Source organism: Colwellia psychrerythraea 34H, from assembly GCF_000012325.1.
Taxonomy (GTDB): Bacteria; Pseudomonadota; Gammaproteobacteria; order Enterobacterales; family Alteromonadaceae; genus Colwellia; species Colwellia psychrerythraea_A.
Genome location: NC_003910.7, coordinates 1,650,164 through 1,664,988 on the forward strand (window position 1 = coordinate 1,650,164; position 14,825 = coordinate 1,664,988).

At 41.7% G+C, this 14,825-nt stretch carries 8 protein-coding genes, 1 tRNA gene and 3 rRNA genes; 8 read left to right on the forward strand and 4 right to left on the reverse strand.

Annotation, left to right across the window (positions count from 1 at the left end; all coding sequences use genetic code 11):
• Window positions 1-41: 41 nt before the first annotated feature.
• Window positions 42-1,211, reverse strand: coding sequence for an isovaleryl-CoA dehydrogenase (locus CPS_RS07125; protein WP_011042439.1), 1,170 nt, complete (start codon window positions 1,209-1,211; stop codon window positions 42-44).
• 104 nt (window positions 1,212-1,315) lie between these two features.
• The gene (locus CPS_RS07130) at window positions 1,316-1,714 is read right to left on the reverse strand and encodes a MerR family transcriptional regulator (RefSeq protein ID WP_011042440.1); all 399 of its coding nucleotides are present in this window, start codon (window positions 1,712-1,714) and stop codon (window positions 1,316-1,318) included.
• A gap of 287 nt (window positions 1,715-2,001) precedes the next feature.
• Here CPS_RS07130 and CPS_RS07135 point away from each other — a divergent pair, with 287 nt between their 5' ends.
• The 8 genes from CPS_RS07135 to CPS_RS07170 all read left to right on the forward strand — a co-directional run bounded on the left by CPS_RS07135 (window position 2,002) and on the right by CPS_RS07170 (window position 12,933).
• Window positions 2,002-3,186, forward strand: coding sequence for an acetyl-CoA C-acyltransferase (locus tag CPS_RS07135; RefSeq protein WP_011042441.1), 1,185 nt, complete (start codon window positions 2,002-2,004; stop codon window positions 3,184-3,186).
• Window positions 3,187-3,455: 269 nt separating this feature from the next.
• Window positions 3,456-4,628, forward strand: a complete 1,173-nt coding sequence (locus tag CPS_RS07140; protein WP_011042443.1) for an enoyl-CoA hydratase/isomerase family protein — start codon at window positions 3,456-3,458, stop codon at window positions 4,626-4,628.
• 179 nt (window positions 4,629-4,807) lie between these two features.
• Window positions 4,808-5,578: an SDR family oxidoreductase gene (locus CPS_RS07145; protein ID WP_011042444.1), complete on the forward strand. Its 771-nt coding sequence runs from the start codon at window positions 4,808-4,810 to the stop codon at window positions 5,576-5,578.
• A gap of 686 nt (window positions 5,579-6,264) precedes the next feature.
• Window positions 6,265-7,807 (forward strand): 16S ribosomal RNA (locus CPS_RS07150).
• A 94-nt stretch (window positions 7,808-7,901) separates the two neighbouring features.
• Window positions 7,902-7,978, forward strand: a tRNA-Ile gene (locus CPS_RS07155).
• A gap of 466 nt (window positions 7,979-8,444) precedes the next feature.
• A 23S ribosomal RNA gene (locus CPS_RS07160) occupies window positions 8,445-11,338 on the forward strand.
• 153 nt (window positions 11,339-11,491) lie between these two features.
• Window positions 11,492-11,606 (forward strand): 5S ribosomal RNA (gene rrf, locus CPS_RS07165).
• Together the 16S, 23S and 5S rRNA genes with 1 tRNA gene alongside form the textbook arrangement of a ribosomal RNA operon.
• A gap of 139 nt (window positions 11,607-11,745) precedes the next feature.
• A complete protein-coding gene (locus CPS_RS07170; protein WP_041736779.1) occupies window positions 11,746-12,933 on the forward strand; it encodes a hypothetical protein in 1,188 nt (395 codons plus the stop codon).
• A gap of 337 nt (window positions 12,934-13,270) precedes the next feature.
• Here the strand turns inward: CPS_RS07170 and CPS_RS07175 are convergent, their stop codons facing one another.
• Both CPS_RS07175 and CPS_RS07180 read right to left on the reverse strand, forming a co-directional pair.
• Complete coding sequence (locus tag CPS_RS07175; protein ID WP_011042447.1) at window positions 13,271-13,834, reverse strand: hypothetical protein; 564 nt, start codon at window positions 13,832-13,834, stop codon at window positions 13,271-13,273.
• A 76-nt stretch (window positions 13,835-13,910) separates the two neighbouring features.
• Window positions 13,911-14,663, reverse strand: coding sequence for a cysteine hydrolase (locus CPS_RS07180; protein ID WP_011042448.1), 753 nt, complete (start codon window positions 14,661-14,663; stop codon window positions 13,911-13,913).
• Between the last annotated feature and the right edge of the window lie 162 nt (window positions 14,664-14,825).

Here is a 14,825-nt window from a genome sequence, read left to right on the forward strand (position 1 = left end):
TTTGACGAATTAATTAGGCGGTACAGCAACCAGATGAATGACTAGTTAGATTCGTTGAATAATTCACGACCTATCAGCATGCGACGAATCTCTGAGGTTCCAGCACCAATTTCATACAATTTGGCGTCACGGAGTAAACGACCTGCTGGGAATTCATTGATATAACCATTACCACCAAGTAACTGAATGGTATCAAGTGCCATTTTAGTCGCTAATTCAGCGGCATAAAGAATAACAGCGGCTGAATCTTTTCGAGTAGTTTCACCACGGTCACACGCTTGAGCAACCATGTAGGCATAAGATTTAGCTGCATTCATTTGAGTGTACATATCGGCTACTTTGCCTTGTACTAATTGAAACTCACCAATAGATTGGCCAAATTGTTTTCTGTCATGAATATAAGGTACGACTAAATCCATACAAGCATCCATGATGCCTAAAGAACCACCAGATAAAACAACACGCTCGTAATCTAGTCCTGACATTAAGACACGGACGCCTTTTCCTTCAGCACCTAAAATGTTTTCTGCTGGTACTTCACAATCCTGAAAAACTAACTCACAGGTATTTGAACCACGCATACCTAACTTGTCTAATTTCTGATGGCGAGAAAATCCAGGGTAATCACGTTCAACAATAAAGGCGGTAATACCTTTTGAACCTGCACTGGTATCTGTTTTGGCATAAATGACAAAAACATCAGCATCTGGACCATTGGTTATCCACATTTTATTACCATTAAGAATGTACTTATCACCTTTTTTATCAGCGCGAAGCTTCATGCTTACAACATCTGAACCGGCATTTGGCTCACTCATTGCTAGTGCACCAACATGTTCACCAGTACAAAGCTTTGGTAAGTATTTTAGTTTTTGCTCATGAGAGCCATTTTTACGTAACTGGTTTAAACATAAGTTTGACATCGCGCCATAACTCAAACCCACAGATGCCGAAGCTCTGCTGATCTCTTGCATAGCAACGATATGTTCTAAATAGCCTAAACCTGAACCGCCATATTCTTCTTCAACGGTCATACCTAAAAGACCCATATCACCAAATTTTTTCCATAAATCAGCTGGGAATTCATTATCAATATCAATTTGTTCAGCGCGTGGAGCAATTTCATCACGGGCAAAAGCGTTTACAGTCTCGCGGATCATATCCACGGTTTCGCCTAAGTTATAGTTAAGTGAGCTGTATTTTGAAATCATGCTTTATCCTTTTTGTGAAACTCAGTCCCGCTTAGCAGTGGTGAGTTAGAACGATTAAATGGGTTTAGTTATACTTATATTATTAATAAATCTTTACGGTGCTATTAACCGTTTTCAAGTGCTTTGAGGGTAGTTTTACAATTATCCTCTAAGTCATCTAGTTCAATTAATATCGCGTTGATATCTTCAAGTTGTTGTTTTAAATCTTTTTTCTTATCACTGATTAAAGTCATAATGGTATTCAATTGGGTGGCACTGGTTTTATCAACATCATAAAGCTCAAACAAACGACCTGTTTCTGCTAATGAAAATCCTAGTCGTTTACCACGTAGAATTAACTTCAGACGAACCTTATCCCTTTGATTGTAAACTCTTGTTTGTCCTTTACGTGCCGGAAAGATTAGCCCTTGATCTTCATAAAAACGGATGCTGCGAGTGGTGATATCAAATTCTTTTGATAAGTCACTGATAGAGTATTTTGCTTGGCTAATTTTTTGGGTCATTTATCTACTCGTGTATCTAATCTTGAAAACTATTTATTGATTTATCTTATATTAAGTTTACGTTAACGTAAAGGGTAAGTTTTAAGGAGAGTTTTACAACTATATTTATTTGGTTAAAAGAATATATAATTTTCCTTACTATCAACAAGTCTTATGCAATCTAATCTACGTTAGCCAAACCTAAGACTAAAGTTCCGTTGACGTAAACTTAAATGTTAGGTTAGGCTAAGCTATCAATTTTTTCGAATTTATTTATATTTATCATCATTTAGAAACTGGAGAGTTCAATGTCATTATCAGATCCTATTGTTATTGTTTCCGCTGTAAGAACGCCTATGGGTGGTTTTGGTGGTTGTTTGTCGCCGGTAACTACGCCAGATTTAGGTGCTACCGCAATAAAAGCCGCTATTACTCGAGCAAATTTAGCCAATGATCAAGTTGATGAACTCATTATGGGCTGTGTCTTACCTGCAGGTTTAAAGCAAGCGCCAGCAAGACAAGCAGCAATTGCTGCTGAATTATCTTTATCTACTGTGTGTACCACAATCAATAAAGTATGTGGCTCAGGAATGAAAGCGGCTATGCAGGCGCATGACTCATTACTTGCAGGATCTATCGATGTTGCCGTTGCTGGTGGTATGGAAAGCATGAGTAATGCGCCATATATTTTGCCGAAAGTAAGAACAGGTTTACGCATGGGCCATGGTCAAGTTATAGATCATATGATGCAAGACGGTTTAGAAAATGCCTATGACGGAATTTCTATGGGGTGTTTTGCCCAAGATACTGCCGATGAATCTAGCTTTACTCGTGAAGCGATGGATGATTTCGCGATTCGTTCATTGAGTCGTGCAAACCAAGCGATTGATTCGGGCGCTTTTAAAAATGAAATTGCAGCCGTTACGGTAGTTAATCGACGTAAAGAAACGATTATTGATACCGATGAACAGCCAGGAAATGCTCGTCCAGATAAGATCCCATCATTACGCGCAGCATTTAAAAAAGACGGCACCATCACCGCAGCTAATTCAAGTTCAATTTCAGATGGCGCAGCAGCGCTTGTGATGATGAAATTATCAGAAGCTGAAAAACGTGGTTTAACACCACTTTGTAAAATTGTAGCTCATGCTACACATGCACAAGCACCGGCAGAATTTACCGCAGCACCAGTAGGCGCTATGAATAAATTACTAGATAAAGCAGGTTGGACTGCAAGAGATGTTGATTTATTCGAAATCAATGAAGCATTTGCTATGGTCACTATGCTTGCTGTTAAAGAAATGGATTTAGATATCAATAAAGTTAATGTTAATGGTGGTGCTTGTGCCTTAGGTCACCCATTAGGCGCAAGTGGAGCGCGTATTATGGTAACCCTTATTCATGCATTGAAGAATAAAGGTTTGTCAAAAGGTGTTGCTTCTCTTTGTATTGGTGGCGGTGAAGCGACAGCAATCGCATTAGAAATGTTGTAATTACACATTTGATTGCACAATAGCTCAATTTAACTATTAAAAGTACTCATTGATTATCATCATTGAGTACTTTTTTCTTTTAATAGCATCATAAAGCGTGAACTAAGCGCATGCTCTTATGTGGTGAGCGCACTTCGGGGTTTTATTGAGTTATTTAACCCTGAAGACAAATGAGAATACGTAACCGCTTTTCTAAATAAGCGTAAACCTGTTTGGCTAAATAAGTCATTAGACATTTAAAATCAAACAGGATTAATAAAGGAAAAATCATGACAGATGTAGTTATTTTTCAAGAGCTTGATTGTGACAACGGTAAAAAGGTTGGCTTAATCACCCTTAATTCTCCTAAATCACTGAATGCCTTAAGTGGCGATATGGTAGCGCTGCTTTATCCACAGTTGATTACATGGCAGCAGCAACAAAATATCGCTGCAGTATTCTTGCAAGGCGAAGGCGAGAAAGCATTTTGTGCCGGCGGAGATATCGTACATCTATATAGCGCTATGAAAAACAGTACTATGAAAAGTAATAGCAGTAATGGAAATTCAGTTGATAATTTAAATGCAGGCAATAAATTTGCACCAGAAATTGAAGATTATTTTACTCAAGAATACCAATTAGATTTTTTAATTCACACCTTTAGCAAACCTTTTATTGTTTGGGGTAGCGGTATTGTCATGGGTGGTGGGCTAGGCATGCTTGTTGCTGGAAGTCATCGAGTGGTAACTGAAAGTTCACGTATAGCGATGCCAGAAATCAGTATTGGTTTATTCCCTGATGTGGGTGCTAGTTACTTTTTAAATAAAATGCCTTCCGGTTGTGGTTTGTTCTTAGCGTTAACAGGAGCATCTATCAACGCTGCAGATGCCAAATATTGTCGAATTGCCGATTATTTCGTTGAGCAACAACACAAAGATGATCTGCTAATCCAACTTAAAATGATTAATTGGGGAGAGACAATCCCATTAAATCATGACAAAACCTCACAACTGTTACAAGAGTTTGAACGAAGCTCGGCAAGTAAGTTACCAATGTCACCTTTAAAAGAGCATCAACCGTTAATAAGTACGTTTGTTGAAAAACAAGAGTTAACAGAGGTTTTAGCAGAAATTTTAGGTGTTGAGACTGAAGATAAGTGGCTTAGCCGCGCACAAAAATCATTAAGAAATGGAAGCGCCTTAAGTGCACAGCTAGCTTATTCACAATTAGCCAAAGGGAAGGGCATGTCATTGGCTGATTGTTTTCGTATGGAACTAAATTTAGCCGTGAAATGTGGTCATTTCGGTGAGTTCCTAGAGGGAGTCAGAGCCTTATTAATCGATAAAGATAATAGCCCTAAATGGCGTTATTCATCGGTGGAGTTAATTGATGCTAAGGTACTTAATTGGTTTTTTGAATCTACGTGGTCAGAATCAGAACATCCGCTGGCTAAGTTGACGTAATTATCTTGAGTTATATTACTCGAATTAAAGCCAAGGCTTGCTTATAGCTAAAGGTTTAATACCAGCAGTGAAAACTTCTACAGTTACTAATCTTCTTTAACAATGTATCTAACAAAGTGTAAGGTAGGAAGACTCCTACAGAATCATAAATATATTTAACAAACAGAAAGTAGATAATAATGAAATTACAAGATAAAACAATCGTCATCACCGGTGGTGGTCAAGGCCTAGGTTTAACTATGGCCACCAGCTTTGCACAATCGGGTGCGAATATCGCACTGATCGATTTAAATGAAAAGCAACTTCAAGAAAGCGTAAAGCAAATTGAATTAGCTGGCGTTGAAGGAATAAAAGTAGCGTATTACCTTGCGAATGTAAGCAAAGAGATTGAAGTTGAAGAAACGTTCCAACAAATTAATAAAGACTTTAACGGTATTGATGGCTTAGTGAATAATGCCGGAATATTACGAGATGGTATGTTTGTTAAAGCCAAAGATGGTGTTGTCAGTAAGAAAATGTCGTTAGAAAGCTTTCAATCTGTCATTGATGTCAATTTAACAGGTGTTTTTTTATGTGGTAGAGAAGCAGCTGTTCATATGATTGAAGGTGGTAAATCAGGTGTCATTATCAATATGTCCTCAATTGCCCGTGGTGGCAATATAGGTCAAACCAATTATGCTGCTGCAAAAGCGGGTGTTGTAGCAATGACAACAACATGGGCAAGAGAGCTTGGTCGACATGGTATTCGTGTTGGCGCTATTGCACCAGGAGTCATACGAACTGCAATGACAGATGCAATGAAACCTGAGATGAAAGACAGGTTAGAGAAAATGAAACCCGTTGGGCGTTTAGGTGAAGCAGAAGAAATTGCCCACACAGCAAAATACATCTTCGAAAATGAATTCTTCACTGGGCGCGTCATAGAAATAGATGGTGGCCTTTGTATGTAGCGTTTATTTTAGGCAGACAATGTGTTTCTACGCGCTTTTATTGACCGATTTGACTCATTAGGGAATACTTTTGTTTGATAATTAATCGATCGAACGAAAAGTTGATAATTGCGTGAAAAAACACTTGATCAAAACTAAAAACTCTCTACAATGCGCTCCAGTTCCAAGGGGTTCAGGCAAAAACCTTAACCAAGAGGACGTTTTGATAAGTTACCTATTACCTTATTAAGGTCGATTAGTTAACTTAACGTGAAGTTTTTAATTAGAAAATAAGTTTTCAAATTAAATTAAATTAAACGTTGACATCAAAACTTGGAAGCGTATTATACGCATCCAGTTCGGGGCAATAGCAACGAACAACGCTACTTAATGTAGCTAAGGTGAAGAGCGAATGCGACTCTCATCTACTTCTTAATTTACCTTGAGAAGTTCTTCTTTAACAATTAGTTATCATGCAATTTGTGTGAGCACTCACATTATGTTGTTTTACATAGTTCTCTATCTTTTACTAGGTAGGAACAAAAAACGCTTAATGAATGCTGTTCATGCAAATAAATATAGTTATTTATCTTTAGTTAGATAGGTAGCGACTATGTAATGCGATATCAGTTTCCTTTAGAGGGAGTTGGTATCACGACAGAATTCATTGAGCAGATGTTATCTTCGGATACATCACAAACGATTTTTAATTGAAGAGTTTGATCATGGCTCAGATTGAACGCTGGCGGCAGGCTTAACACATGCAAGTCGAGCGGTAACAGAGATAGCTTGCTATCTGCTGACGAGCGGCGGACGGGTGAGTAATGCTTGGGAATATGCCTTATGGTGGGGGACAACAGTTGGAAACGACTGCTAATACCGCATAACGTCTACGGACCAAAGGGGGGGATCTTCGGACCTCTCGCCATTTGATTAGCCCAAGTGAGATTAGCTAGTTGGTGAGGTAATGGCTCACCAAGGCGACGATCTCTAGCTGGTTTGAGAGGATGATCAGCCACACTGGGACTGAGACACGGCCCAGACTCCTACGGGAGGCAGCAGTGGGGAATATTGCACAATGGGCGAAAGCCTGATGCAGCCATGCCGCGTGTGTGAAGAAGGCCTTCGGGTTGTAAAGCACTTTCAGTTGTGAGGAAAGGAGTGTAGTTAATAGCTGCATTCTGTGACGTTAACAACAGAAGAAGCACCGGCTAACTTCGTGCCAGCAGCCGCGGTAATACGAGGGGTGCAAGCGTTAATCGGAATTACTGGGCGTAAAGCGTTCGTAGGCGGTCTATTAAGCAAGATGTGAAAGCCCAGGGCTCAACCTTGGAACTGCATTTTGAACTGGTAGACTAGAGTACTGTAGAGGGTGGTGGAATTTCCAGTGTAGCGGTGAAATGCGTAGAGATTGGAAGGAACATCAGTGGCGAAGGCGGCCACCTGGACAGATACTGACGCTGAGGAACGAAAGCGTGGGGAGCGAACAGGATTAGATACCCTGGTAGTCCACGCCGTAAACGATGTCAACTAGCCGTTTGTGGACTTGATCCGTGAGTGGCGCAGCTAACGCACTAAGTTGACCGCCTGGGGAGTACGGCCGCAAGGTTAAAACTCAAATGAATTGACGGGGGCCCGCACAAGCGGTGGAGCATGTGGTTTAATTCGATGCAACGCGAAGAACCTTACCATCCCTTGACATCCAGAGAAGAGACTAGAGATAGACTTGTGCCTTCGGGAACTCTGTGACAGGTGCTGCATGGCTGTCGTCAGCTCGTGTTGTGAAATGTTGGGTTAAGTCCCGCAACGAGCGCAACCCCTATCCTTATTTGCCAGCGCGTTATGGCGGGAACTCTAAGGAGACTGCCGGTGATAAACCGGAGGAAGGTGGGGACGACGTCAAGTCATCATGGCCCTTACGGGATGGGCTACACACGTGCTACAATGGCAGGTACAGAGGGCAGCAATACCGCGAGGTGGAGCGAATCCCACAAAGCTTGTCGTAGTCCGGATTGGAGTCTGCAACTCGACTCCATGAAGTCGGAATCGCTAGTAATCGTAGATCAGAATGCTACGGTGAATACGTTCCCGGGCCTTGTACACACCGCCCGTCACACCATGGGAGTGGGATGCAAAAGAAGTGGCTAGTTTAACCCTTCGGGGAGGACGGTCACCACTTTGTGTTTCATGACTGGGGTGAAGTCGTAACAAGGTAACCCTAGGGGAACCTGGGGTTGGATCACCTCCTTATCTTGAAGTAAAATTGCTTAATGGAAATCAGTTTTCGGATTGTATTTCACGAGTGTTCACACAAATTACATGATAACAAATTAGAAGAAACGATAGGTCTGTAGCTCAGCTGGTTAGAGCGCACCCCTGATAAGGGTGAGGTCGGCAGTTCAAGTCTGCCCAGACCTACCAATTTACTTAACTAAAGTAATTGGTAGATTCTTCTATAAAGAAAGAGACCAAACTTAAGTTGTTCCGATGAACATTTTAAGTTTGGTTTTTTAAACCACTTTTTTAACCGAATGCGTGTTAAGAATGAATTCTTTAACAATCTGGAAAGCTGATATAAATATCGGTATTTATAAGGTAAACACGGTGTCGCGCTGTTGTTTGTAACGTTATAAATACCAAGCTGTTATCATATTCTCTTATCGTGAATGTGATAATGGTGATAGTGCATCCCCCCAAGGATGTATTATCGAATTGTTAATGACATAGGCTATTCGTAGCGTGTGTTGTGAGCTCTTATCAAGTAACTCATCTTAAATCTTAGGATTTATTGAGTACGTGAAAATGTCAGACTTTACAATTGCCTTGGATTAGTCTCCGAGGTGTACTTCGTTTTCAAATCTTCGGATGAGACTACTTAGGGTTGTATGGTTAAGTGACTAAGCGTATGTGGTGGATGCCTTGGCAGTTAGAGGCGATGAAGGACGTGTTAATCTGCGAAAAGCTTTGGTGAGGTGATAAAAACCGTTATAGCCAAAGATGTCCGAATGGGGAAACCCACTTAGCATAAGCTAGGTATCGTTACGTGAATACATAGCGTAACGAAGCGAACCGGGAGAACTGAAACATCTAAGTACCCCGAGGAAAAGAAATCAACCGAGATTTCGTTAGTAGCGGCGAGCGAACGCGAATCAGCCCTTAAGCTTATAGGGTGCTAGTAGAATGTTCTGGAAAGGACAACGATACAGGGTGATAGTCCCGTATACAAAAGCAACCTTTAAGTGAAATCGAGTAGGACGGAGCACGTGAAACTTTGTCTGAATATGGGGGGACCATCCTCCAAGGCTAAATACTACTAACTGACCGATAGTGAACCAGTACCGTGAGGGAAAGGCGAAAAGAACCCCTGTGAGGGGAGTGAAATAGAACCTGAAACCGCATACGTACAAGCAGTGGGAGCCCGATTTAGTCGGGTGACTGCGTACCTTTTGTATAATGGGTCAGCGACTTATATTCTGTAGCAAGGTTAACCGATTAGGGGAGCCGTAGCGAAAGCGAGTGTTAACTGCGCGTTTAGTTGCAGGGTATAGACCCGAAACCCGGCGATCTACCCATGGGCAGGTTGAAGGTTGAGTAACATCAACTGGAGGACCGAACACACGTATGTTGAAAAATGCGGTGATGACTTGTGGGTCGGAGTGAAAGGCTAATCAAGCCGGGAGATAGCTGGTTCTCCCCGAAATCTATTTAGGTAGAGCCTCGCACGAACACCATTGGGGGTAGAGCACTGTTAAGGCTAGGGGGTCATCCCGACTTACCAACCCTTTGCAAACTCCGAATACCAATGAGTGATATGCGGGAGACACACTGCGGGTGCTAACGTCCGTTGTGAAGAGGGAAACAACCCAGACCGCCAGCTAAGGTCCCAAAGTACTAGTTAAGTGGGAAACGATGTGGAAAGGCATAGACAGCTAGGAGGTTGGCTTAGAAGCAGCCATCCTTTAAAGAAAGCGTAATAGCTCACTAGTCGAGTCGGTCTGCGCGGAAGATGTAACGGGGCTAAACTAGTCACCGAAGCTGCGGATTTGAACTTAGGTTCAAGTGGTAGGGGAGCGTTCTGTAAGCCGTTGAAGGTGAATTGAGAAGTTTGCTGGAGGTATCAGAAGTGCGAATGCTGACATGAGTAACGATAAGGGGAGTGAAAAACTCCCCCGCCGAAAGACCAAGGTTTCCTGTCCCATGTTAATCAGGGCAGGGTAAGTCGGCCCCTAAGGCGAGGCGGAAACGCGTAGTCGATGGGAAACAGATTAATATTTCTGTACTTCTATATATTGCGAAGGAGGGACGGAGTAGGCTAAACAAGCACGGCGTTGGTAGTCCGTGTGAAAGTATGTAGGTGGTTGACTTAGGTAAATCCGGGTCTTCATTAACACTGAGATACGAGACGAGACTCTACGGAGTTGAAGTTGTTGATGCCATGCTTCCAGGAAAAGCTTCTAAGCTTCAGATATATAGGAACCGTACCCCAAACCGACACAGGTGGTTAGGTAGAGAATACTAAGGCGCTTGAGAGAACTCGGGTGAAGGAACTAGGCAAAATAGTACCGTAACTTCGGGAGAAGGTACGCTGCTCAACGTTAAACCCTTGCGGTGTAAGCGAAGAGTAGTCGAAGTAACCAGGTGGCTGGAACTGTTTATTAAAAACACAGCACTGTGCAAAATCGAAAGATGACGTATACGGTGTGACGCCTGCCCGGTGCCGGAAGGTTAATTGATTCGGTTAGTCCTCGGACGAAGCTGATGATCGAAGCCCCGGTAAACGGCGGCCGTAACTATAACGGTCCTAAGGTAGCGAAATTCCTTGTCGGGTAAGTTCCGACCTGCACGAATGGCGTAATCATGGCCACACTGTCTCCACCCGAGACTCAGTGAAATTGAATTTGCGGTTAAGATGCCGTATACCCGCGGCTAGACGGAAAGACCCCGTGAACCTTTACTATAGCTTGACAGTGAACATTGCTCCTACATGTGTAGGATAGGTGGGAGGCTTTGAAACCATGTCGCTAGATGTGGTGGAGCCAATCTTGAAATACCACCCTTGTATGCGTGATGTTCTAACCTAGGGCCCTTATCGGGCTTGGGGACACTGTCTGGTGGGTAGTTTGACTGGGGCGGTCTCCTCCCAAAGAGTAACGGAGGAGCACGAAGGTTGGCTAAGTACGGTCGGACATCGTACGGTTAGTGCAATGGCATAAGCCAGCTTAACTGCGAGACAGACACGTCGAGCAGGTACGAAAGTAGGTCATAGTGATCCGGTGGTTCTGTATGGAAGGGCCATCGCTCAACGGATAAAAGGTACTCCGGGGATAACAGGCTGATACCGCCCAAGAGTTCATATCGACGGCGGTGTTTGGCACCTCGATGTCGGCTCATCACATCCTGGGGCTGAAGTCGGTCCCAAGGGTATGGCTGTTCGCCATTTAAAGTGGTACGCGAGCTGGGTTTAGAACGTCGTGAGACAGTTCGGTCCCTATCTGCCGTGGGCGTTTGAGAATTGAAGAGGGCTGCTCCTAGTACGAGAGGACCGGAGTGGACGAACCACTGGTGTTCGGGTTGTCATGCCAATGGCATTGCCCGGTAGCTACGTTCGGAACTGATAACCGCTGAAAGCATCTAAGCGGGAAGCAGGCTTTGAGATGAGTTCTCACTGGGACTTTAAGTCCCCTAAAGGGTCGTTGGAGACTACAACGTTGATAGGTCAGGTGTGTAAGTGCTGCGAGGCATTGAGCTAACTGATACTAATTACCCGTGAGGCTTAACCATACAACACCCAAGTAGTTTTTTGACTATTGAAGTGAATTGTGTGAAGACTGACAAATACATAAAATGTAAAATCACGTACTTACGTGTTACTTGAAACTAAAAACGATATTTATAGCTCATTGAGCAAAGCTTTCTAAGATTGTACCTTTTTTGTTTAGCGACAATAGCGCTGTGGTCCCACCTGATCCCTTTCCGAACTCAGAAGTGAAACGCAGTTGCGCCGATGGTAGTGTGGGAGTTCCCATGTGAGAGTAGGACATTGCTAAACTTCTATTTAAAGAAGCCCGATTCGAAAGAGTCGGGCTTTTTGCTTTTCTGAATATCTAATTTTCACTGCGATTTTACTGCTAATCGCCTATCTGCAATCGTCTATTTGTACTGATGTAATTCTGGAGTTTTATTCTCTAATGAGAAAGTTGTTATCTTCCCCTGTAAAAATGGCACTAAGTGATGCCGAAAATGCTTCATACCAAAATTCTTTAAAATACATTACTGAAATAAGCTTAAACCTTATTGCGGTTAAAGTGGAAAATAGACCTGAAGATTTTCTGGGTTGGTGTAAAGAGTTAATCGATGTCTGTCGTAATCGAATTAATATGGCGCTGCTAGAAGAGCATCAGCTACCTAGTTTAAAAAAGCTAGAACAAGTACTTGTGCTTGGTGCAAGTGTTAGTCAATTTAAAATGGCACGTATCGCTCCTTGGCCAATATTTACACTTTTTGTTGAACAACAAGCAACGTTACATGCATTGGAAGAAAGATTAGCGTTACTCGATTATATCGAAAGAATAAAAGTTAAACCTTTAAAAGAAATGACTGAAGTAGAGCGTCTTGCCTTTAGTGGTAAACATACCAGTCAGCATTGCCATACACAGTATAACTTTGATGTAGAGTGGTTTGCTTCAACCAAAGGCGCTAAAGTTTTTCATACTTTATTAGCACAACAGCCAGAAAGTTTTGATCTAGCCTTAAGCCATATTCCCGATACTGGTGATGTAACACCAAAGCAATATCAGCAATTTGTTGATAGCTACAAAAAAATATTTAATGATTACACTGTTGATAAAGAAGCAGGTGAAAAAGCACCGCTGGCAGCAGCTACTCGTTTATTAGCAATGAAACGTCCAGATCAATTTATTGCCTTAACCAATGCAAAAATAGATGTATTTTGCCAAGGTCTTTCGATTGCTAAGTTTAATGCTTTTGATTTTGAAAATTACTGGCAGGATATGATCGGCACTTTAAGAACTTTTGCTTGGTGGCATCAAGATGCACCTGAAGATGAACGAGAGTTAAAACTTTGGAAAGTTCGCGCAATTTTAGTCGACTTATTTATGTTTGCTGATGAAGACTTTGCTTTTACCTCTAATTATTTACGTATTCGTGATAAGAAGTTGAATAGCGTTGAAAGTAGCTACAAGTCAGGCCGTCGCGGTCGTATCAAGCTAACAGCAGAAGAAGTTGTTGATCAAGCTTTAGCTGAAGAGGGTGTACCTGAGTACATTCAAACTAAGCGTGATACCATTCTTAAGCAAGTTAAAGCTGGTAAGAGTGTTGAACACGTTATTGGGTTGATGAGAGCTATTTTTGGCTAAATCGGTAAATTTCAAACAACCTTTATTAGTCCATTAAACAGGCTAATAAAGGTTTAATTGAAACCAAACCCCGCCACCACGTTGTCTATGGTAACGAGGTTTATCTATTGCATCTAATTGGATATCCGAATCACTTGTCGATGCGATTTTTAGTACTCATGAGTTTCTCAGATGCCCCGCAGGACTGTCTTATAAACACTTTATGCTACGTTATTGATTTCGACAGTAGTAATAACTATTGCCTTCAATCAATGCCTTGTCTCAAGGCGTTTATAATTCTAGCTGTAACCTGAATATTCATGTGGCTTGGGTATAGATGAGTTAATTCAAGCAAAGTCTAATCTAAGTCAATAACAAAGATACAATCGAAACTGATTGGGTCTCCATCAACTCCACTAAAGTTTGTCATGTCCACCATGCCTGACAATCGAGCTGTACCGGTGGCATATTCAAAACGGCCTGTGCCCCCAATGATTGCATTACCTTCACCAGAAGCACCAGTAATGTGTGTCATTTTTTGTCCTTTTGGTGTGATTGTATCGTGTAACACAGGTGAAACTGTCGTATTACCACGAGTTATTAGAGTTCCGCTAGGTAAATTGAAATAGGAAGTACCTACCAACGCAAGACCTGTGTCACCTGGCGTAATTGATGCCAGACAATCCGTTGCACTGCCGATTATCTGTTGGTTCTTTATATTGACTAAAGCAACATCAAAACAGATTGCATCATCATCTACGCCATCGCCATCTATGTCTGGTACTGTGCTTTGATATTGATGACCGGTGCCAATGAGATTAAGCACAAAATGCTTTCCTCCACCATTATTTTGTGCATTAACATTCAACGTTAGGCCGAATGTAAGGAGTAGTACATTGAGTGCGATTGATTTAATATTCATAACAATTATCCCAATTAATTTAAGTGTATTAGATAAAATAATGCATTACCCACTGGTTTACGCAGTAAGTCCGCCACTATTTATATTCTTTTTCTAATTGCTTGGTGGTCTGAGCCGTTGTACGTACAGAGTTGGCAATCATTCGAACATTTGTCATTGCCGCAGCATACCCATCTAAACCGGGCATCTGCGCAGCAGCTGTAGCATCAGAAACTACTTGCACCTCGAACCCTTGCTCCATAAATTCACGCATGTGCGCTTCGGTACATAAATTGGCAGACATTCCGGCCAGAATAATTTTGTCTATCCCACGCTTTCTCAATTGCAATACCATGTCATTGGTCTCAGGACCGTAAACTTTATGCGGGCTTGCTATGACCGTTTCACCATTGTTGATATAGGGTTTGTATAATTTAAGCCAATCAGCACCAGAATCTTTAAAATCTTTTGTTGTTAACTGACCTACACGATCAAACATTCCCATCCCGTGCATTGCTTTTTCAAGTGCGCCACCATGCTCCCATTTATGCTCTTGAGGATAGTAATAATGTGGAGATACGAAAACTGGAATACCTTTTTTATCCGCGATTTTAAATAATGTATGAATATTCTCTACGGTATTATTTTCTGTAACACTCTTGCCTACTAATCCCCAAGTAACACCGTCTGGACTCAAGAAATCGTTCTGAGGATCTGTAATAACAATTGCCGTATTGCCCTTTGTTAACACAACACCTGGGTCAGGTAAATCTGCATTTGCATTAATACTGATCATAGCTATTCCTGAAAAAGCTAATATACTTAATGTTTGTTTTACTGAAAGTTTCATAGTAATCCTCCTGGATAGTGGAACTTACCATATAAGTATTGCTTAAAAATCAAATATACTCCGTGCTTATGTGTACCAAAAAAATGCTATTTCGTATCGATATTGTGACTGTGTGACGTCAAAAGCCATATCGTATTTACAATATGTTATTTTGTATTAATA